This window comes from Rickettsia australis str. Phillips, assembly GCF_000273745.1.
GTDB lineage: Bacteria > Pseudomonadota > Alphaproteobacteria > Rickettsiales > Rickettsiaceae > Rickettsia > Rickettsia australis.
This window is the reverse complement of the sequence record NZ_AKVZ01000020.1, coordinates 49,419-70,092: the sequence shown is the minus strand read 5'-3', so window position 1 is coordinate 70,092 and position 20,674 is coordinate 49,419. Positions and strand designations below refer to the sequence as shown.

Sequence of the window (20,674 nt, the reverse complement as noted above, 5' to 3'; positions counted from 1 at the left end):
TATTATACCGAAATCACAAAATCAAGTTTACGATCATGAGGTTCAACAGGAAAATTATCTATTAACTGCTCTTTTAAACAAACTCCGACAGCTAATATATCTCGGTTATTATTAAGATATCGATCAAAATGTCCTTTGCCGTATCCAAGTCTGTAACCCTCATTACTAAACGCACGCCCTGGGATAATAACTAACTCAGGAATAAAAAAATCATTATTTAGAGGCTCATAGGTTTTAAATTCACCTAGCACTAGTTCATCATTGGATTTATATGAACAATATTTGATTTCATCTGCTATAATTTTTGGTAGGAAAAATTTTATTTCAGGCTGTAAGTTTGTTATTTCAAGTAAATTAATTTCGTATTTTAGAGGATAATAGAGACCAATTGTTTGTACTTTTAACTCCTTTAATAACAGGTTAATTTTATTGATTAGGGAGTTTTTGAATAAGTCGTAATTAATCTTATCTTGGTTTTTTATTAAAAATTCTTTGAAATAAAGACGCAGCTCTTGTTTGGTCATTGTTACTGTCATTTCAGCACTCCTCTATGTCATTCTCGCGTAGGCGGGAACACAGAAAATAACCTTAATATTAGTATAAAAATTACATTCAATATTTGAAAAATAAACATATAAAAACAAGTTTTTTATATGTTTTATTGGATTCCCCGCCTACGCGGGAATGACATTGGAGTAGAACAATATCACATATTGATAGTCCTCTTATCCACACTAAGAGCTGCTTCTTTTATAGCTTCGCTTAAAGTCGGGTGAGCATGGCAGGTTCTTGCTATATCTTCTGAAGCTGCTCCGAATTCCATATAAGCCGTAAGCTCGGCAATGAGTGTACCTGCATTGGCTCCTATAATATGAGCTCCTAAAACCCTATCGGTTTTACTATCGGCAAGGATCTTAACCATCCCTTCCGTACTACCGATTGCTCTTGCTCTACTATTTGCTAAAAACGGAAACTTACCTACTTTATAATTAATGCCTTTTTCTTTTAACTGTTCTTCCGTTTCACCGACGCTTGCTACTTCAGGATAAGTATATATTACGCTTGGAATTAGATTATAGTTAACATGTCCTGCCTGCCCTGCCATAATTTCCACAGCAGCTACAGCCTCTTCCTCGGCTTTATGAGCAAGCATAGCTCCTTTTACCACATCCCCGACTGCGTAAATATTTGAAATTGCTGTTTGGAACCGGTCATTAATCTCAATTCTACCTTGCTTATCTGTAATAATACCAACAGACTCAAGCCCTAGATTTTGCGTATAGGCTTTTCTACCTACTGCCATCAATATCACATCGCTAGTTACTACCGAATTCTTACCGCCCTCCTCTATTGTCAGATTTACTTTTCCTGACTTTACTTCAGCAGACAGCACTTTAGTATTTAGTTTAAACTCTATACCTTGTTTTTGCTGTAGCTTCATAAACTGCGTAGCAATTTCCTTATCAAGCATAGGCACAATGCTTGGTGCATACTCAATAACCGTTACTTTAGCACCTAAACGACGCCAAACTGAACCGAGTTCTAAGCCTATATATCCTCCCCCGACAACTATTAAGGTCTCAGGTACTTTAGAAAGCTTTAAAGCTCCGGTAGATGAAACTATAAACTCTTCATCTATTTTGATATTTGGTATTTCTATGACGCTGGCACCTGTAGTAATTAGGATATTTTTGGCTTTAATTGGCTCCTTATTTACTTCCACAATGTTGCTCGCGATAATTTTAGCTTCACCCTTTATCCTAGTAATCTTATTCTTAGCAAATAAGCTTGCTATCCCTTTTGTAAGGTCAGAAACTACTTTATCTTTATTAGCTAGCATTTTTTGTAAGTCTAATTTTACATTTGCAGTAATACCTATACTCTCAAAATGCTTTAAAGCTTCTTCATATTTTTCAGAGGAATTAAGTAAAGCTTTCGACGGTATGCATCCTATATTTAAACAAGTGCCACCGAGAGTATCGTTTTTCTCAACACACGCTACTTTCATACCAAGCTGAGCAGCTCTAATACTACCTGTATAACCGGCCGGACCGCTACCTATTACCACTAAATCAAATTCTTGCATATGTTTACCTTATATTATCCTCTCTTTGTCATACCGTGGCTTGACCACGGTATCCAGAAAAAAATTAAAAAAGACTGGATCCCACGATCAAGTCGTGGGATGACAATATTCAAACCACGGCATGGCAACAATACAATATTATAAACCCTATAACAACTTTAATCTTATACTATTCTTATTGGGTGAAGCAATAAAGCTAATTAAATTAATATTATCTTCAAAGCCGTTTGTATAATTTTGTAGTAAAGAAAACATCTTTTTAGAAATAGCGTAATTATGACTAGAATTTAGTGAATTTGACTCACCGATATTTTTTATTTCCCTCATTAAAGCTACAAGATTATCAAATTTTAGCTCTATATTTTCATAGTCAATAATTACTTCGGCAAATCCTGCTTGCAATAATAGCATTGGGACATGGTCAAAATGAATAAAGGGAGAAATATGAGGATAGTGTTTCAAACCACTTGCTGTTTCGGCATCTATTAAAGATTTACGTAAATTCTTTAAGCTATTTCCGCCGACAAAATTACCGATAAAAATACCCTCAGGTTTTAAAAATGTTTTTATATTAGACAGAAAACTCTGCACATCATTTATCCAGTGTAACCCTAATGAATAAATAATTAAATCAAAAGAGTCTTTTGGAAATTCTAAATCTTCATCATCAATTAACAATTTGTGATTATACTCAAAAGAATCAAGCAATAAAGGCGACATATCTGTTACGGTAATATTGGCACTTCGATAAGCATTTTTTAGTAAGCTTGTAAGATAACCACACTTAGCCGATATTTCTAGAATATCTGAAACATCCTTATCAATCATCCCTAATCGACTTATTATATCATTAGCTGCATGCTTGATAAATAAGCTGTTATTTATTCCCGCTACTGCGTTATTTCGGTGATTTTTTAGTTTTAATCTGTTGAATATATAATTCTCTCATTTGTTGTTTAGAATTAAAGTCCTTAATTAGGTCTTCTATTCCTATAGTTTTTCCATCTTTTGCTGACTGATAATTCAAAGAATCATCTTTTAGCCAGCTATTTTGAATAAGTTTTCTCTGTCTTGCAGTGTGAATATCATCCTATTTAACTCTATCTAATCCTGCAAAATTCTCCTGAATACCTACAACTATAGGTTTTGTATTTTGATTATTAGGCGATAAAGGTTTTCAACTCAACAGACCTTTTTCTGAAGGATTCTAATCCGAAGTTAGATCCAAATGCTCTAAGTAGACAGGTTTTAGTTGTTTATCATTACTAGGAACTTTTTTTTTCTACCGCTGAAACATTGTTCTCGGTCTTATTACTACTTATACACAACAATACTAATATAAATTAAATAATACATGAATCAAGTACTGAAATAAATTAATTTTTTCTAAAGATATTATCCTCGTATTTTTTTCTATAATATATTTTGTAATTCTCATTTCTTATATCATTACACCATTGGTCTTGTTGTTTTTTAATATAATAATTTAGAGAATTAGATTTACTTTTACTGGTTTGGAAATTATTTTCACAAAATTTTAAAAAACCTGATATTAAAGTTTCGACTCCATTAGTCTCAGATTTTTTCTCAAGAAATTGCATAGAAAAATTAGTAAGATTGTTATGTTTTAAATAAAATTGCTTATATTTCTCATAAATTTTATTTTCTTTTTTTATTTGTTGTTCAGAGAAGGATAATTTTTCCTCTAATAATTTATGAATTTCGGTACAATCGCTCCAAGGTAATTCTATTGTTAACTGCTCTTCCTGATATTCAAAATTATCTTGAATATTGTTAAAATCGGCATTTGCCTTTACCATACTTACTAATATTAAAAAACAAATTAATAGCTGTGATATGCAGTTCAACTTGAAAAAGAGCAAGGAATCCACGAGGCGAGGAGCGGAGCGTATAATTTGAACACCACAGAACTTGTAGGATGACGCAGCTAATTTTTTAAGTTCAACGAGTATATTCATAGAATTAATTAATTTTAGCAGGAACCGGTATCATAATACTACTTCTGTATCTTTTATTGCTACTAAAAAGTGATTTTTTTTGAACTTTATTATTATTTACCGGTATTGTATCTTCTAAAGCCCCTTCATTATTATTTAGATAACTATGTAAGGAGGCTTTATAAAGAGCCATATTACTTGCTATTTTAACTACATCTTGCTTATATTTAAACCCTAAAGAATGAGTGGATGAGTGGTAATGTGCTATAGCTTTGTGCCAACTCCCTAGCTGATCATATTTTGAACGCAAGAATTTTGCTCCGTAACGAACATTATTATTTGGATCAAATGCCTGTTCAAGGGAATTAAAAGCTCCTAAATGATGTCTTAAGTTAATCTGCATACATCCGACATCAATACTCTCTCGCCCTCTTATAAGCTCTATTCTAACAAAACTTAAGGCTTCTCTTTTTGTGTTAAAATAATAGCCTTTTCCTTCAACGTTTACCGTCCAAGGCCATACTACTCTAATTTTACGGGTTGTATGTTTTTTTCCAGATTCTTTTAAAGCTATTGAATGTAACGTATTAGATGGGATATTAAATTTTTTTTCAAAGTAAGGAAAAAGTTTTGAACATTTAAAGGATTCAGCTATTTCAGGATCGGCAATAGCTGGATTTGAAAAAAAGAGAAAGGATAATAATAGGAGTAATATAGTTTTAACATCATTCCTATACTCTTCTATGTCATTCCCGCTTTCGCGGGCATGACATAGAAAAATTTGGCACAATTCCCAAACCATACCGGCAACGCTAAAATAAACTTGAGTTATAATAAGATAAACTAGTCTACCATAACTTATCTGATGAAGCAATGGAAGTTATGAGATAAGAAACAAACAAGATTACTTATAAGTCATTAGTGTAAAAATTATCTTTAGTATAATACCTAATGTTTCTAATATTTGTTCAAGTTCTATTACTACTCTAACTCAGCTGACTTGTTATTAAAGTTAAAGTTTTCTAAGGTTAATGTTTCTTCATTTAAACTTGCAGTTCTAACTACACTAAATCTTACACCAACTTCTTTAAGCCATTGATACGTATTATTAACATCTTCATTATTTCTATAATAATCACTACAATCATTTAGTATTACGTGAAATATTTCTGCTTTTAATGGATCGCTTTTAGTAACCGGTAAATTTTGAGTAAGTAATTCTAATATGTCCGTACCTTTTATAATAGTTTCATTATTATTTTTTGCTTCTTTTGAAACTTGCTCTAAGGACAACAAGCCTTGCCTTAACACTATATTATCAATATTACTAGTTTCAATAAACTTTTTGATTTCGATAAGTATGCTCTCTGTCGTCTCTAGTGGTTTTACTGTATCTTTTTTAATTTTTTAACTAATGACTCTTTCGCAAAATATATCCTTATTTAAATTAAAATCTTAAAAGCCATGGAATATGGATTCTGAATTTTTGAAAACGGGGATATATAGAATAAAATTTTGTCAATACAACATAAGGTTTGTGTATAGAAATTATTAATTCTTTTTAAGAAAAAGGCAAATATCATAACTTCCATTATGAAGCAAAGAAAGTTATGATATTTAAGATTTGAAGACTTAATATAAATCAAGATCAGCATGTAAAGTATCGCCTAAAGAATCGACTTCATGGTTGTTTAAATTACTTTCAGTAATTTCAAAATTTTCACTTCTAGAAAAGTTTCCTTCAGACCATTTTATATATGCTTCTGCTGCTGTTTTTAATGGATTTAATGGTTCTCCACCAAACATAGAGCCTAAAACTTGTAATGGATTATTTGTTCCTTCTGTTATTACTTTACAATATGCATATTTTAGCATTTTACTTTCTTTATCTAATATAGGTAGTAAATCTTCTATAAATTCTACTAAATTTTGAAACTCATCTGACTCTACAAATAAAGACTTACTTACAAAATTCAGAGAAGCATAATGACTACCTAATGATTTCGTAAGATTTCCTACTATGATGAGAAGTTCTTGTTTAAGAAGTGAGGCTTATTTAAAGCTTGATCTATTATCTCTACATCTTCGGTTTCTAAGACTATATATTATATATTATTCACTGATTACTATTTTGTAATTTTTGATTAATTTATTGATTTCATTCATACTTTCTTTAACATTAAACTCTACTCTATGAGCTAGCGGTATTTAAACTAGTAGAAGGTTGTTCACCTAATTCTGCATTATTTAATATTGAACCGGCATGATTTTGCCATGCTTGATAATTTCCGGTGTTGAAGTTGTTTTATTAGCAAGGGTAGTTGCTTGACTAAATAAAACATTCCAATGCTCAGAATTAGGATTATTTAAATCCAACTCTTTTGGTATTCCTGCAGGTGGAGCAAAATCATCATCAGAAATATTTGATTCTTCATCAGAAGATATAACTTTAAATGAATCTTTTGTTGTCTCCATACCATTCCATCTAACTCCTAACACTAAAAATTCATCACGATTTATAAACTCTTGATGTTTTGCAGCTGCATGTTTTACATTTGGATTACTTTTATAATCATCAGGGATAGCATATAAATGCTACTCTCCTTTATTTACTTCTTCTAGTATGAGATTAAATATTTCTGATTTAATAGGATGATTTTTTGTTGCCTGTAAATTTTTCTCTAGAAGCTTTAGTATCTGATTGTCTTATGCTGCCCCTTTATTATTTTCCCAGCCTCTTGTTTAAACTACAATAATCTATACCTGCTGTTTTAGCATGCTCTAATACCGCTTTTATAGTTTTCCATTGATTATTAGCTTTTTTATTTTCACCTTGTTGCTCATCTTTAATAGCATTCTCATCCCATTTAGCAAGCTGAACACAGGATACTAGCTCTCTTACTGCATTAAATATGGATGCATGTTTACCTGGATAATCTACTTTTGTAATTATTTCAGATAGATCAAATTTTTGAACTAATTGCGGTAATTCAACAAGCAATGCATCATCATATGGTTTGTCTAAACTCCATTCTCTTCCATTTTGTTTGATTTCATTTATAGTGACTTGATTAAAATCATATGACAAATATTTTTTCATAATTTGATCTTTGTATAAATACATTATCTTATTAATATATGTCAATAAAAACCACGAAACATGATATTTTGTTTAAAAATGTTTTAAATTGGTAATTGACTGATTAAATAAAAATGTTTATTATTAGCCCAACTTAAATGTAATTAAGTATATTTTATGAAAGTCGTTAGCTCATTAAAATCACTAAAGAAACGTGATAAAGATTGTCAAATTGTTAAAAGAAGAAGCAAAATTTTTGTAATAAATAAAAAGAATAAAAGATTTAAAGCGAAACAAGGTTAATTGTGTTCTAGATAGAATATGGCCGGTCACTCAAAGTTTAAAAATATTCAGCATCGTAAAGGAGCTCAAGATAAAAAAAGAGCAAAAATTTTCACTAAATTAATTCGTGAAATAGTTACTGCAGTTAAAACTGGCTCTTCTAATATCCCTGAAAATAATCCGCGCCTTAGAAATGCTTTAACCGCCGCACGCAGTCACAATCTCCCAAAAGAAAGAATAGACAAAGCTATCAATAGTGCTGACGATGCTAATACCGAAAATTATACGGAAATTAGATATGAAGGTTATGCACCGAACGGTATTGCTATAATAGTTGAAGCTTTAACCGATAATAAAAACCGTACTGCTGCTGAAGTGCGTTCCGGTTTTACCAAATACGGTGGCAGCTTAGGTGAAACAGGTAGTGTTAATTATTTATTCAAACATTGCGGAGTTATTCAGTATCCAACAAACATAGCATCGAATGAAGATATTTTTGAGGCAGCTATAGAAGCCGGAGGGGATGATATCGTATCTGATGCAATATTCCATACAATATATACGGATGTTGAAAGTTTTTCTAAAGTTCTAGAATTTTTAACCGGTAAATACGGTATACCTGAAGACTCTTATATAGGCTGGATTCCATTAAATACAATAATTATAGATGATAAGGAAAAAGCTGAAAAATTACTAAAGCTTGTAGAAGCTTTAGAAGAAAGCGACGATGTACAAAGAGTTTTCGGTAATTATGAATTATCTGATGATGTTTACGAAATAATACAAGGAGAAGAATGACTTATCACGATGCAAATTATCAAATAATTATTTTAGCAGCCGGTAAAGGTACTAGAATGGAGTCGGATTTACCAAAAGTAATGCATAAAGTTGGCGGAGTTCCAATGCTTGAAACGGTATTAAAGAATTCGCTTAACGTCACAAGTGATGTAATTATAGTTTATTCAGAAGAACTTAAAAAACATTTAATGCCCTATGAAAATATGTGTCGCTTTGTACTGCAAGAAGAACCTAAAGGCACAGCTCATGCTACTTATGCAGTAATAGATTTAATTGATAAAAATAAAACAATATTAGTTTTATACGGTGATCATCCTTTTATTACTCCAAAACTTATGCATGAATTAATAGCTTACTTAAGCCTTACTAATTCTGCATTAGTTACTTTAAGCTTTGAGAGAGCAAATCCGGCTCAATATGGAAGAATAGCTACTGATAAACATGGTGAATTTTTAGAGATAATTGAACATAAAAACGCAAGCGAAGAAGAGAAAAACATCAAACTTTGTAATTCAGGTATTATGGCTTTCAGTAGCGGAATTTTAAATAAATACTTGCCTTTATTTGCTACTAATACTAACGGTAATAAGGAAGTTTATTTAACTGAAATAGTAAAAATATGTAAAAATCATGGTGAAAAGGTTTCATATTTATTATCTACTGATCATGATTTAATTGTTGGTGTTAATACTAAACATGAGCTAGAAGAAGCTAATAATATTTTTTCTAAGAATAAGTCTTAGCGTTGTGGTATATGGATCGTTTTTATCGTCATTGCAAGGACACACTGTAAGTTTTTGACTAAGCAATCTCAGGAGTTTGTTATTATTGCCTGAGATTGCCGTACAGCCTACGGCTGCGTAGCTCATGACAATTCTTGAGTCATGTGGGCAACGTCTGGAGTCGCTTGCAAGGCATTGCCCGCGTGTATACTGATGTCATTCCTGCGAACGCAGGAATCCAGTATGAAGCGAGCTTTTAATTTCAAAAATTTGCTGTATTTATACTTTTTTCTGGATTCCCGCTTTTAGCTAAGAATGACAAAAGAGCATTGGTCCACGCAACAATGCCCGCTTGCAATGACGTTTTTGGTAAATTTCTTAGATCGTGCACATAACGCTAAAAATTTTGGAGAGATGGCCGAGCGGTTTAAGGCGCACGCCTGGAAAGCGTGTTCACGGCAACGTGTCGGGGGTTCGAATCCCCCTCTCTCCACCAGCTCTAGAAAGCTCGCGACTTCTTGTAGTTTATTGAACAGGAAAACCAAGATATAACCAAGGTCTTCGCCTCTCAAATTTAGGGTTGTTAAACCTTTAAAAGTTTTATACGCATTTGTGATTACATTTATAAAGTCTAAAAGCTTATCGTCTACTAATTACCCCATATTGATAGTCTTTTAATTTCTATTTTTACTTTTATGATAAAAATAGTTGTATATTTATATTATTTTCTCTATTATAATTGTACTTTTATAAGTTACAATTATATACCTAATAATCAATTAAGTTGTGGCTCATAAAGATTTATCACATTTAACAGAAGAACAAATCAAAGATTTAATAAAACGTTATTATAATTACGAAAAAATACCAGATGTATTAAAAGAATTTGAGATTAATGTATATCCTAGCATGTTAATTAAACTTTTTTTGCCTGTAGTTTAGCACATAGGATACCATGATTATGTTCCTCCATACAATTTAAATGAAGAAGAGTTAGCCCAAGAGCGAAAACTACAAAAAGCTCAAATAATTGCTCTTACAAATTATAATTTTGATGAGTATGAAAGCATTGATAAAAAATTAAACTCTTTAGGTAAGTTTATACCTTGGATGAGACATTCTGATAGAGAAAATCATAGAACTTGTGTATTTCATTCACAAGTTATTAGTGATTGGAAAACTATAATTCAAATTTCTGAAGAATTTTTTAAATTGCTGTGGAAAATATAATTTAGTAAATCTTACTACAGCCTAATCTCTGCTTTTGCTAAATCTTTTAAAGTACGTGATCCAGTACATATCATGGTAATTTTAAGCTGCTCGATTATCAATTGTATTTCTTCGGAAACTAAGTTTTCTGAAGTATCTGCCGCTTTTAATAATTGACCGGCAAGTCCAAAAATACTAGCTCCCATACGGATTGCTTTTGCTCCGTCAATGCCGGACTTTAACCCGCCGCTAGCAATAATCGCAATGTCTCCCGAAACTTCTCTCACCATTTTTAGAGAATCTAAAGTCGGGATTCCCCAGCTAATAAAACTACTAGCTATACGGTTTTGTAATGAATTTGTAGTACGGTAAGCCTCTACTTGACTCCAAGATGTTCCGCCGCTCCCTGCAATCTCAAGAACCTTAACCCCTACCTTTATAAGGCTTTCAGCAACTTTTTTAGACAAACCGTATCCTACTTCTTTAACGACTACAGGGACAGAGAGGTAATTAACCAATGCTTGTATCTTCGGTAAAAGATTTTCCCAATTTCTATTACCTTCCGGTTGAGTCAATTCCTGTAACACATTTAAGTGTAAAATTAAGGCATCAGCTTTAACGACATCAACTAAATACTGACATTCTTTTGGTGTTACTCCATAATTAAGCTGCACTGCTCCGATATTGGCGAGTAATGGGATATCGGGCGCAATATGCCTTACGGCAAATGTCGTAATCGTATCCGGCTTCGTTAACAAAACCCGCATAGAGCCAAGCCCCATAGCAATTCCGGCTTTTTGGGCGGCTTGTGCAAGCCTATAGTTAATATCGCTAGCTCTCGCCGTTCCTCCGGTCATACTAGAAATTAGGATAGGTGCTTGTAGGTATTTTCCGAGGAAAGTAGTAGTAGTATCTATGCTATCATAGTTAATTTCCGGTAATGCGTTGTGAATAAATTGAATAGATTCAAAACCGCTTTTAAGTGTAGATTCAACGTTTTTTGTAAGATTAATTTCAATATGGTCTTGCTTTCTTTCTATATCTAAATTCTGATCTTTCGGCATTTTCTTACTAATTCTTCTTTACAGTTAATCTATATCAATATCCCTAGCTTTACAAAATATATTTAGTATTGCCTTAAAAAAGGTAATACTTCATGTCATTCCGGCTTTGGTATTGTTGCATGGCTCGAAAAACATCCTCGGTGTCATCCCGTGGCTTGACCACGGGATCCAGTTTAAAATAATACAATTATTAGCATTTTAAACTGTTTTGCTAGATACCGTGGTTAAGTCACGGGATGACACCGAGGATGTTTTTCGAGCCATGCAACAATACCAAAGCCGGAATGACATGAAGTATTAAGCTATTCCAAATAATTTTTTAAGCAATATCGTATATTTCTTTGACTATTTCTGAATTCTGATTATAACTTTTGGTATATAATTAATAAAGGTAGATAAATTTATGAGTAATAATGCTGATTTAGTAGATCAAAGTTTGATAAGAACATTTAGATATTTTGGATTGCAAGAAATGCAAATAGATAAGGTAAATTATCATCTGATACATACAGGGTGTAATCAGCCTTTATGGAATATGATTTACTGCCTGATAAGGTGAATATATCTTAAATGGATAAAATGGAAGAAGTGTTTAAGCTAAAGGGTTTACCGTTTGCTTGGTGGGTTGATGGAAATAATCTATCTTCTGAAATGCTTGAGCCGTTTCCGAAACGGTAAATATGTTGATTTTGGCGACGTACCGGGAATTGTTTACGAGCTTAAAGATTATCATGAGCAAATTATAGATAATAAAAATATTAAAATTATTACTGAAATAGAAGAATATAAGAAATGGATTCAAGTATTAATGGGGTCATTTGGGTTTAGTGATGATGTTTATAACCTTTATTTTGATAAATTATCAAAATTTATTGGAGATAATAAAACCTTTATCCCGCTTGCAGCATATGAAGAAAGTAAAATTGTTGCAACCGCTTCTATAATTTTTGCAAACGGCGTAGCAGGTTTTTATAACGGCTCAACGATGTCGGAATATAAAAATCGTGGTCTTGCAAGTGATTTATATAGAGCTAGGTTTAAAATATTAATAGAAATGGGGATAGATAAGGCAATAATTCAAATTTCACCGATGGCAACGTCACTTGCTAAAAAATTAGGCTTTAAGAAATACACAAATTATAAGATATTGAATTTGACTGCCCAGAAGCCTATCAATATTTTTCGAGGTGCTGTACTATTTATCTTTTAATGATGGGCTTATTTCTCGTATAGAATTATTTTATGATGTCCGTCCTTTTGTAAGCAAAAAAGAAGAGATTTTTAGTTAAAGATGATAGGAATTAGATCAATAATTCTTGAAGCATTAAGGTTTCATTTTTATTATTTTGAATTATTTTAAATCCTGCTTTTTCGTAAGTTTTAATAGCAGCGATATTTTTTCTATTGGGATCAACTAAAATATGAGTATATTTCTTATCTATAAAATTTTCTAAAAAAGTGCTTAGAGTAAGTATACCTACGCATTTATTTAAATATTCAGGCTCACCTAAGAAATAATCAATTGCTGCAAGTTTTAAAGGTAAGTTTATTAATGGATCTGAACGTAAGCATTATAAATTTGGATATATCCTATAGGAGTACGGTCTGCTTCATAATATAAGCTTGTATATTTTTAGGCTTCATGAGATATTTTTTCAAACTTCGCTTCTAGAGGTACTTTAGACGTCGAGCCTAGACTTGCATCCTCACGTATTTCTATGTACGCTGCGGTGCTGTGTTCCGTGTCTCCTTTAAATTTCTCTCTATAAGTTGGTTTGGAAAGATATCTATTATTTTCTAGCGTATACCCCTCTGACATAGCTTGAATATTTTGTGCGATTAGTTCTAAACTCCACTTCCGTTGAATTTCTGATAAATCTTGATCCTTTTGAAGAATGTCCGACACAATGAAACACAACGGTTCATTATATCATTCTGATGTTCTTGACTATTGTCCCAAAATTCTTTTATATGTGTCTCTTCTAACCAATTAAAAATAATTTCTTTATGAGTTAAATTAGCTTGCTCGAAATGTATATTCATATATAATCTATAACATGGATAGCTTTAGAAATAATATAATTAGTATATATAAAGAGCAAGGGGAAATCTGGCCTGAAAAAATACCTGAAATTGTATCAGAATTAACTAGAGAATGGAATCTATCTAAGCTTAAACCTATAGATAATTTATCTTTCAATTATGTTCTATCAGGGTATCAAAAATAATAAGCCTATTATACTGAAACTAAGTTTTACTGCTAAAGACCTAACAAACGAAGTGGCAGCTTTAAAAGTTTTTTCAGGGTTTGGTGCTGCAACTATTCTAGCCCAAAAAGATAAAGCTTTACTGCTTGAGCGATCCCATCCTAGTATTTCTTTAAAAGAATATTCATCAGATAACAAAATTGCTATAGCTTGTTCTGTTATGAGCAAGCTGTACAGAGCATCTATACCAAAAATTCATCACTTCCCTAATATCTAGGATCAGCTGAAAGCTTTAGATAAAGAATGAGATTTGCCTAAAACTTACTTAAAAAAGGCAAGAAAATTGAGGCATGAAATTCTTCAAAATACTGAGCCTCAAATTTTACTTCACGTTGATTGACATCATGAGAATATATTACAAAATGATAAGCAATGGGTAGTAATGACCCTAAGGGAGTAATTGGATATCCTATAAATGAAGTATGTGCATTTATTATGGATATAAAAAAAAGATACCTAATTCGCAGCAAATTATCTTGGCTTTAAATTACAAGAGGTTAGAAGCTGGTTTTTATCCAGCATATGTTAAGCTATCTGTTAGAATCTTGAGGATGGAATAGAAAATGCGTTATTTTTGAAACTTGCCGATAAAGCATATAGCCTCGTTTAACTGTTAAGTATTTTGAATACCAATATAAATATCAACTATAGCATTATTTAAATCACTACTTCTTTTATCATATATTTCAAAATCAGCTATGTAAGCTCTTTCACCTTCTAACATTGCCGTATTCATATTCCATATTTTGTGCCACATATCAATAACGACTTTCGGCATTTGATCGGGACCTGATGTAAATTTTGCATTGGAATAGTAAGCGTTGAAAATTCTTGATCTATGTTCTCAAAAGAAGTAACTTCTTCTCCAAGAAAGTAAGTATATTCCCCGGTAGCGTCACTTTCATTATTTGTATAAACTGCAAATGCAAAAATTTTTTCCGTAGTGCTTCTATTTAGGATTTTGTCTTGTAATTTGTCTGCAAAAAGTCACTACATTGTTGTTCCGATTCTTGCAGTATCAGCATTCATTTCTGCGGCGTTTGAGGTGCGTGGGCTGTGTAATACCAACTAATTTAATTTCTGATAATTGTGTAATTACTTTATTCATTTTATAGCCTCTTAAATTCACTAAGTAAGTGAAAACTAATCTAAAAAGGAATTATGATAAAGATTGAACATTATCTAACTTTTTTGAAGAGTAAAAAGTTCTTAGTTTATAATATGTTTATTGTTTGAAGTGTTTATAAATTGAAATAGAAATAATACATGGTGGAGCCAGAGGGAATCGAACCCTCGACCTCTTGAATGCCATTCAAGCACTCTACCAACTGAGCTATGACCCCAATAACAAGTTAATTCTCTTATACTATAATAATAAAACTAAATCTATAAGATTTTTTTATAAAATTCTTTGAGTATTGCTAACTAAGTATAGATTAATTAGTAATTAACATCTGAGCTACGGAAAAATTAAAAATTTTGACGCAGCAATCCGGTAAGAAAATATTAAAATTAGCACTTTTTATTATTTTTCTGGATTGCCACAGCCACTTTGTGGCTTCGTAATGACGAATCTATATTGGGTTAGCAATACCAATTCTTTATTTTGCTGACATTGTCATAGCATCTCTAGAAGAAATTATATTATCGATTATTCCAAATTTCTTTGCTTCTTCCGGTGACATAAAATTATCACGTTCCATACTTTTTTCTATATGTTTTAACTCTTGTCCAGTATTTTTACTATACAATTCGTTAAGTAACCTTTTGATTTTTAGAGTTTCTTGAGCATGGATTTCTATATCGGTAGCTTGCCCTTTATAACCTCCTGACGGTTGATGGATCATAATACGGCTATGAGGTAAACTATAACGCATCCCCTGCGTGCCTCCGCAAAGTAAAAATGAACCCATAGAACAAGCTTGACCTATGCAAAGCGTGGCCACTTTAGGTTTTATATATTGCATTGTGTCATAAATTGCAAGACCTGCGGTTACAACTCCTCCAGGGGAATTGATATACATATATATATCTTTTTTAGGATTTTCTGCTTCAAGAAACAATAATTGTGCAACAATTAAGTTTGCCATATGATCTTCAATAGTGCTACATACAAAGATTATACGCTCTTTTAGCAATCTTGAATATATATCATAAGCACGCTCCCCGCGAGAGGTTTGCTCAATTACTATCGGTACATGCGACATTAATATTTTCTCCTGAGATTGATTATATGATGTTTCGTCATTGTGAGCGAACGTGGTCTGCGTGGATATTGAAATTCGTCATTGCGAGGAAAAACTGTAAGTTTTGACGAAGCAATCCAGTAAAAAATTCTGTAAATCAGAATTTTTTAATTACTTTTACTGGATTGCCACGCTCCCTACCGGTCGCTCGCAATGACGATTAGATATCCACGTGGGCAACGCGCCTGCTCGCAGTGATGATTGCTTACTTCTTATCTTCTAGAGCATTAGCAAGTATATCTCCCATATTGGTGGTATTATCACTAGAACCATATTCTTTGAGAGCTTTTTGACGTTCTGCTATTTTATGAGCTTTTACCGATAATAAAATTCTACCGGTTGATTTATCGATAGAAACAACTTTTGCTTCTATTTCTTCGTCTATTTTAAACATTTCAGGCTTCTGCTCGTCTTTTTCATCCGATAGTTCAGTTCTTTTAATAAAACCTGCTACTTTATTGTTTAATAGTACTTCGAGTCCATCATCTTTAACTTCTGTTATAAGGGCTTTAACTATTGTGCCTTTTTTATATTCGTCACTGATTTCTTGATATGGATTAGGCAATAATTGTTTTATACCTAAGCTAACTTGTTCTTTTTCAATATTAATGGCTAGAACTTTGCATTCTATTTCGTCACCTTTCTTGTATGATTTTAATAAATCTGTTCCCTTATCTTCCCAGCTAATATCACCTTCATGAATCATGCCGTCCATATTATTACCGAGTGCAACAAAAATACCGAAATCCGTAATATTCCTAATCGGTGCTTTAATTATAGTACCGACAGGATTATTTTCAGCGAACTTTATTAAAGGATTTTCTTGGCATTGTTTAATACTTAAAGAAACACGATGCTTTTCAGTATCAACCTCTAAAACTACGAATTCGACTTCTTGCCCTATAGTTAGTGTTTTTCTAGGGTTTTGATTAGATTTTAACCAACTGATTTCGCTTGCATGAACAAGTCCCTCAAGTCCGTCTTTTAATTCTATAAATACACCGTAATCAGCAAAATTTGTAACTTTACCGGTCATTGTTGTACCGACTGGGAACTCTTCTTTAATTGCTTCCCATGGGTTAGAATCAAGTTGTTTTATACCAAGTGATATTCTTTTGGTTTTTTCATCAAACTTAATCACCATTACTTTAACCTTTTGGTTAAATTCTAATACTTCTGAAGGATGGTTAACTCTTCCCCAAGAAATATCGGTTAAATGTAATAAACCGTCAACACTTCCAAGATCGATAAACGCACCGTAATCAGTAATATTTTTTACGATTCCTTCTAATACCATGCCTTCTTTAATTTTAGATAGCATCTCATCTCTAGCTTCGGAACGTGATTCTTCTAAGATAGCTCTTCTTGAAACAACTATATTACCAAGCTTTTTATCCATGCTTAAAATTTTAAACGGTTGCTTGATATTCATTATAGAAGTAGGATCTTTAATAGGTCTAACGTCAACTTGGCTTCCCGGTAAGAATGCTACTACACCGGATAAATCTACGGTAAAGCCTCCTTTCACACGACCAAAAATCGTACCGTCGACAAATTCACCCTTGGAACACATGATTTCTAGTTGTCCCCATAATTCTTCTTTAACTGCTTTTTCACGGCTCAATATCGTTCTGCCGTTACGTCCTTCAATTTTTTCGATGAAAACTTCAACTACGTCTCCAACTTCAGGTAAAGCTAGAAATTCACACTTAGGTATTCTACCTTCGTTTTTTAACCCGACGTCAACAATAATCATATCGTTTTTTATTTCGATTACTTGACCTTTAACTACCGTTTTTTCTTTTATATGACTTGTATCAACGGTTTCAAGCATTTTAGAAAAATCTTCTTCAGATTCGTGATTAATTGCTGCAAGTTGTGGAACAAATCGTTGTTTTAGTTTTATTGACATATTATTCTCATAATATTAGCTAAAGTGCTTAAGCTAATAAGATTTTTTAAAGGGTTAATAAAATTGGATGCTGCTGCATGGCTCGATTTTCTGTCATTTCGACGAAGCAATCCAGTAAAAAATGCTAAAAATTAGCATTTTTTTAATTATCTTCTGGATTGCCGCGTTCCTTTTAGTCACTTGCAATGACGCTTCAGGTATCCATGCAACAACGCCATAGAATCGAATAAAATAACTTAGCACTTTTTCAAGTTATGTTATTCTTTATGTAATTTGTTACTTCTTCTACGACTTCCATAGCCGAAAGCTTTGAAGTATCGATAATTAAAGCATCTGAAGCAGGTAATAACGGTGCGGCTTTTCGCTCTTTATCTCTTTTATCTCGCAAAATTATTTGCCGTAAAATCTCATCGAGTATACATGTTTTTCCTTTTGCTTGCAACTGCTTATATCGTCTTTCAGCCCTAATTTGAGGATTTGCGGTGATAAAAATCTTTAAATCTGCTTCAGGTACAACAACAGTACCTATATCCCTACCCTCCATAATGATTCTTGGTGTTGTTTTTACTAGATTAATCAGATATTTATTTAGATTATTTCTCACTTCACTTATTACGGCAATTTGCGATGCTATATTTCCTATACTCTCATTCTCCAAGTCAAGATGACTATTGAGTTTTAATTCTTTAGATAAAGCAATGACTGTATCTATATCAGTGACATCTATTTGTTGATTAATACAGTCAAAAGCAAGCTGCCTATAAACAATACTTGACTGAAAATATTGAAGAGAAAATTTTTTTGCCAGTATTAAACCGATAGTACCTTTACCTGAAGCAGCGGGGCCGTCAAGAGAAATAGTAAAATTTTTAGAAATATCAAAGACTTTAGTTTTTAAATCCACCATAAAATTATAGACTAAATAATAAAGTATTATAAATAATGGAAATAAAGCTTGAAATCTAGTACATTATGCAATAAATATAGAATTTAAAATTATTAGAGCCATCAGTAAATAAATTTTAATTACTAATTAAAATTTATTTACTGATGGCTCTAAGGGTGATTAGCTCAGTTGGTAGAGCATTACGTTGACATCGTAAAGGTCGGTGGTTCGAGTCCACTATCACCCACCATTTCCCAGTTTTTGGTATTTTCACAAATGTATCAAACGACAGATATAGTTTTGATGTCCTTATAAGGGATATAATATACAATAAATTAATTTTACTCCTTAATAAAAACCAATTCACTATCGGATGAGTGCTTAGCACTAAATGCATAACCTAAATATGAGAAATTCTTAAGTAGTGCAGGTGAATCAATGAGGTTGTGAGCAATAACCTTTACCATCGTCCCCCGAGCTTTTTTAGCATTTATTCCAATTGTTGATAATTTTCCGTCTCTATTCTCTTTAAAATAAATGTTAACTAATTGATATTTAAGCTTATTTAGGTTTATTACAGATGAATATTCTTGTGATGCTAGATTGAGTAAATATTTATTTTCATGCTTAGCAAGAATTTTATTAATATAATTAGTGACTTCATCTTGCCAAAAGCTTGTTAAATTTATTTCATTTAGTTTTGTTGCCATTTCTAATCTATACGGCTTAATAGCATCTAGCGGTTTTAAGGCTCCGTAAAGACCTGATATAATAAGCAAATGTGATTGCAGGAAATTTAGTTCATGATTAGTTAGTTTTTCTACATGTATATTATTAAAAACCTCTCCTGCATAAGCAAAAATAGCTGCTTTACTCTCTTGATTATTAAAATCCTTGAATCTTTCTTTATTTATATGTGCAAGTTTTGTACTTATATTCATTATTTCCGATAATTGATTCTCAGAATAGCTTTGGAGTGTAGAAAGTAACTGGTTAGTTAAATTAGGGAATATAAGAGAAGTTAGCCATGTTTTGGGAGCTAGCTTCTCAAAATTAAGAGTTTTAGCAGAAGAAATAATAACAAGCATTTCTATCTAACCGGAGTACCCGGAAGAGATGAGGTGGTAGTAGCAATATTTCTGTGAGTACTATCAATTGTTTTCATAATTGCATAACTTGGATCACCGTCAAGTTCTACTACTTTTTTTGATTTCGTAGTTTTTTGACCCGTACAACCAATTAAAGCTATAGAAGCAAATAAAACTATTAAAGATCTTATCATAATAAATACCCTGTTTTAATTCTACACTTAAGATAGTTGCCTATTATTATAATGTCAAGTGAGAGGAAAATTTTATTAACCTATCCTATAACGTTTAAGTAATAATCTAAAAATTCTTCATAATATTTTAAATCTAATTTTGCATAATTTAAATTAAGTTTCTCTTCGCTTTTTTCTATTTTGGGTTCAGATTTAGACTTATCATAATTTTTTCTAGTTTCTAAATAGTATTCTAAAGTTTCTTCATATTCCCATCTAGGGTGATCAACAGATTCTTTTTCTAAATATGTCATTATTGATGATATTTTTTCCTTTAAAGATTCATTACATACTTCTTCAAAAATATGATAATATTCTTTCTTATTAGATACTAAAAGCATGATTGTTGGTTTACTATCATTTAATTAATTATATAATGCTTCAAAAAAATCATATTTTTATAATATCGTGATACATGAGATGGTCTATATTAAGTGCTTGAATAACCAATTGTCCGTTTATCGATAATATTTTTTTGAAAAGTTCTAAATCTTCAATATGAAGAGCCATGGACAAAATATTATTATGTAGTACCATACTTTTTATTATTTTCCACTTCTCTATAACACTATATTTAGACCATTCCATAACTTATCTACTCCATATAGTGAAATAAATTTTTAGGCATTCTGTAATAAACAATATTATAGAATTTATTGCTTGCAGGGAATTTGCGTTTGCGTATGGAGAAGTTACCAAAATTTCTAATCTCGATACGCTCTTGTTCTTTGAGAGACCGACTTAAATAATCTAAGATTAAATCTACTGAATCTTTAACATCTTCTTTGGAAAGATAATTCAGTTTATCATGTACTTTATCTATTAAATAATTCTTAGTAACCAT

27 protein-coding genes, 3 tRNA genes and 1 pseudogene are annotated in these 20,674 nt (G+C 31.9%); 9 read left to right on the top strand and 22 right to left on the bottom strand.

The window, feature by feature from the left end; genetic code table 11:
* Positions 1–2: 2 nt before the first annotated feature.
* The 10 genes from A452_RS0103455 to A452_RS09640 all read right to left on the bottom strand — a co-directional run bounded on the left by A452_RS0103455 (position 3) and on the right by A452_RS09640 (position 7,144).
* Positions 3–524 carry a 5-formyltetrahydrofolate cyclo-ligase gene (locus tag A452_RS0103455; RefSeq protein WP_014412677.1) on the bottom strand — a complete coding sequence of 174 codons (522 nt, stop codon included), beginning with the start codon at positions 522–524 and terminating at the stop codon, positions 3–5.
* A gap of 182 nt (positions 525–706) precedes the next feature.
* The gene (gene lpdA, locus A452_RS0103450; RefSeq protein ID WP_014412678.1) at positions 707–2,086 is read right to left on the bottom strand and encodes a dihydrolipoyl dehydrogenase; all 1,380 of its coding nucleotides are present in this window, start codon (positions 2,084–2,086) and stop codon (positions 707–709) included.
* A 147-nt stretch (positions 2,087–2,233) separates the two neighbouring features.
* Positions 2,234–2,953 carry a methyltransferase domain-containing protein gene (locus A452_RS0103445; protein ID WP_274517398.1) on the bottom strand — a complete coding sequence of 240 codons (720 nt, stop codon included), beginning with the start codon at positions 2,951–2,953 and terminating at the stop codon, positions 2,234–2,236.
* A gap of 31 nt (positions 2,954–2,984) precedes the next feature.
* Positions 2,985–3,113, bottom strand: coding sequence for a hypothetical protein (locus A452_RS12525; protein ID WP_017208547.1), 129 nt, complete (start codon positions 3,111–3,113; stop codon positions 2,985–2,987).
* A 349-nt stretch (positions 3,114–3,462) separates the two neighbouring features.
* Positions 3,463–3,906 carry a DUF2532 domain-containing protein gene (locus A452_RS0103435; RefSeq protein WP_014412680.1) on the bottom strand — a complete coding sequence of 148 codons (444 nt, stop codon included), beginning with the start codon at positions 3,904–3,906 and terminating at the stop codon, positions 3,463–3,465.
* 163 nt (positions 3,907–4,069) lie between these two features.
* Positions 4,070–4,846, bottom strand: coding sequence for a lytic transglycosylase domain-containing protein (locus A452_RS0103430; RefSeq protein ID WP_014412681.1), 777 nt, complete (start codon positions 4,844–4,846; stop codon positions 4,070–4,072).
* 179 nt (positions 4,847–5,025) lie between these two features.
* Positions 5,026–5,337, bottom strand: a complete 312-nt coding sequence (locus tag A452_RS0103425; RefSeq protein ID WP_014412682.1) for a hypothetical protein — start codon at positions 5,335–5,337, stop codon at positions 5,026–5,028.
* Positions 5,338–5,676: 339 nt separating this feature from the next.
* On the bottom strand, positions 5,677–5,919 hold the full coding sequence (locus A452_RS0103420) for a hypothetical protein (RefSeq protein ID WP_014412683.1): 243 nt from the start codon (positions 5,917–5,919) through the stop codon (positions 5,677–5,679).
* A gap of 372 nt (positions 5,920–6,291) precedes the next feature.
* A complete protein-coding gene (locus A452_RS0103415; RefSeq protein WP_014412684.1) occupies positions 6,292–6,519 on the bottom strand; it encodes a hypothetical protein in 228 nt (75 codons plus the stop codon).
* A 247-nt stretch (positions 6,520–6,766) separates the two neighbouring features.
* Positions 6,767–7,144 (bottom strand): hypothetical protein, encoded by a 378-nt coding sequence (locus A452_RS09640; protein ID WP_014412685.1) that lies wholly within the window; start codon positions 7,142–7,144, stop codon positions 6,767–6,769.
* 156 nt (positions 7,145–7,300) lie between these two features.
* Between A452_RS09640 and ykgO the strand changes: the two genes are divergently transcribed.
* From ykgO to A452_RS11075, 5 genes are all read left to right on the top strand, one after another.
* Positions 7,301–7,426: a type B 50S ribosomal protein L36 gene (gene ykgO / locus A452_RS09635; protein WP_008579439.1), complete on the top strand. Its 126-nt coding sequence runs from the start codon at positions 7,301–7,303 to the stop codon at positions 7,424–7,426.
* Between the two features lie 18 nt (positions 7,427–7,444).
* The gene (locus tag A452_RS0103405; RefSeq protein WP_014412686.1) at positions 7,445–8,203 is read left to right on the top strand and encodes a YebC/PmpR family DNA-binding transcriptional regulator; all 759 of its coding nucleotides are present in this window, start codon (positions 7,445–7,447) and stop codon (positions 8,201–8,203) included.
* Positions 8,200–8,946: a sugar phosphate nucleotidyltransferase gene (locus tag A452_RS0103400; protein ID WP_014412687.1), complete on the top strand. Its 747-nt coding sequence runs from the start codon at positions 8,200–8,202 to the stop codon at positions 8,944–8,946. Before A452_RS0103405 ends, A452_RS0103400 begins: the two co-directional genes overlap by 4 nt.
* A gap of 387 nt (positions 8,947–9,333) precedes the next feature.
* Positions 9,334–9,421 (top strand) — tRNA-Ser (locus A452_RS0103395).
* Positions 9,422–9,711: 290 nt separating this feature from the next.
* A complete protein-coding gene (locus A452_RS11075) occupies positions 9,712–9,867 on the top strand; it encodes a hypothetical protein (protein WP_014412688.1) in 156 nt (51 codons plus the stop codon).
* A gap of 302 nt (positions 9,868–10,169) precedes the next feature.
* Here the strand turns inward: A452_RS11075 and fni are convergent, their stop codons facing one another.
* Complete coding sequence (fni, locus tag A452_RS0103385; protein WP_014412689.1) at positions 10,170–11,198, bottom strand: type 2 isopentenyl-diphosphate Delta-isomerase; 1,029 nt, start codon at positions 11,196–11,198, stop codon at positions 10,170–10,172.
* A 655-nt stretch (positions 11,199–11,853) separates the two neighbouring features.
* Between fni and A452_RS0103380 the strand changes: the two genes are divergently transcribed.
* A complete protein-coding gene (locus A452_RS0103380) occupies positions 11,854–12,408 on the top strand; it encodes a GNAT family N-acetyltransferase (RefSeq protein ID WP_014412690.1) in 555 nt (184 codons plus the stop codon).
* Positions 12,409–12,843: 435 nt separating this feature from the next.
* Here A452_RS0103380 and A452_RS12795 read toward each other — a convergent pair.
* Positions 12,844–12,987 (bottom strand): annotated as a pseudogene (locus A452_RS12795) (palindromic element RPE1 domain-containing protein); the annotation flags it as partial.
* 268 nt (positions 12,988–13,255) lie between these two features.
* Here A452_RS12795 and A452_RS11070 point away from each other — a divergent pair.
* Both A452_RS11070 and A452_RS11065 read left to right on the top strand, forming a co-directional pair.
* The gene (locus A452_RS11070; RefSeq protein ID WP_017208544.1) at positions 13,256–13,426 is read left to right on the top strand and encodes a hypothetical protein; all 171 of its coding nucleotides are present in this window, start codon (positions 13,256–13,258) and stop codon (positions 13,424–13,426) included.
* Positions 13,401–13,682, top strand: a complete 282-nt coding sequence (locus A452_RS11065; RefSeq protein ID WP_231289941.1) for an aminoglycoside phosphotransferase family protein — start codon at positions 13,401–13,403, stop codon at positions 13,680–13,682. Before A452_RS11070 ends, A452_RS11065 begins: the two co-directional genes overlap by 26 nt.
* Before the next feature lie 396 nt (positions 13,683–14,078).
* On the opposite strand, the gene A452_RS11950 is transcribed toward A452_RS11065, so the two are convergent.
* From A452_RS11950 to cmk, 5 genes are all read right to left on the bottom strand, one after another.
* Complete coding sequence (locus tag A452_RS11950; protein ID WP_014412692.1) at positions 14,079–14,243, bottom strand: transcription activator; 165 nt, start codon at positions 14,241–14,243, stop codon at positions 14,079–14,081.
* A gap of 489 nt (positions 14,244–14,732) precedes the next feature.
* Positions 14,733–14,808 (bottom strand) — tRNA-Ala (locus tag A452_RS0103355).
* Between the two features lie 258 nt (positions 14,809–15,066).
* Entirely contained in the window at positions 15,067–15,672 is a 606-nt protein-coding gene (gene clpP / locus A452_RS0103350; RefSeq protein ID WP_014412693.1) for an ATP-dependent Clp endopeptidase proteolytic subunit ClpP, read from the bottom strand.
* Between the two features lie 244 nt (positions 15,673–15,916).
* On the bottom strand, positions 15,917–17,623 hold the full coding sequence (locus A452_RS0103345; protein ID WP_014412694.1) for a 30S ribosomal protein S1: 1,707 nt from the start codon (positions 17,621–17,623) through the stop codon (positions 15,917–15,919).
* 247 nt (positions 17,624–17,870) lie between these two features.
* A complete protein-coding gene (gene cmk / locus A452_RS0103340; RefSeq protein WP_014412695.1) occupies positions 17,871–18,530 on the bottom strand; it encodes a (d)CMP kinase in 660 nt (219 codons plus the stop codon).
* Between the two features lie 153 nt (positions 18,531–18,683).
* Between cmk and A452_RS0103335 the strand changes: the two genes are divergently transcribed.
* A tRNA-Val gene (locus tag A452_RS0103335) sits at positions 18,684–18,759 on the top strand.
* Between the two features lie 91 nt (positions 18,760–18,850).
* Here A452_RS0103335 and A452_RS0103330 read toward each other — a convergent pair.
* The 5 genes from A452_RS0103330 to A452_RS0103310 all read right to left on the bottom strand — a co-directional run bounded on the left by A452_RS0103330 (position 18,851) and on the right by A452_RS0103310 (position 20,674).
* Positions 18,851–19,597 (bottom strand): YaaA family protein, encoded by a 747-nt coding sequence (locus A452_RS0103330; protein WP_014412696.1) that lies wholly within the window; start codon positions 19,595–19,597, stop codon positions 18,851–18,853.
* A 2-nt stretch (positions 19,598–19,599) separates the two neighbouring features.
* Positions 19,600–19,791, bottom strand: a complete 192-nt coding sequence (locus A452_RS0103325) for a hypothetical protein (RefSeq protein ID WP_014412697.1) — start codon at positions 19,789–19,791, stop codon at positions 19,600–19,602.
* Between the two features lie 80 nt (positions 19,792–19,871).
* A complete protein-coding gene (locus A452_RS0103320; protein ID WP_014412698.1) occupies positions 19,872–20,171 on the bottom strand; it encodes a hypothetical protein in 300 nt (99 codons plus the stop codon).
* Positions 20,172–20,220: 49 nt separating this feature from the next.
* Entirely contained in the window at positions 20,221–20,418 is a 198-nt protein-coding gene (locus A452_RS10435) for a hypothetical protein (protein ID WP_014412699.1), read from the bottom strand.
* Positions 20,419–20,425: 7 nt separating this feature from the next.
* Complete coding sequence (locus A452_RS0103310) at positions 20,426–20,674, bottom strand: HU family DNA-binding protein (protein ID WP_014412700.1); 249 nt, start codon at positions 20,672–20,674, stop codon at positions 20,426–20,428.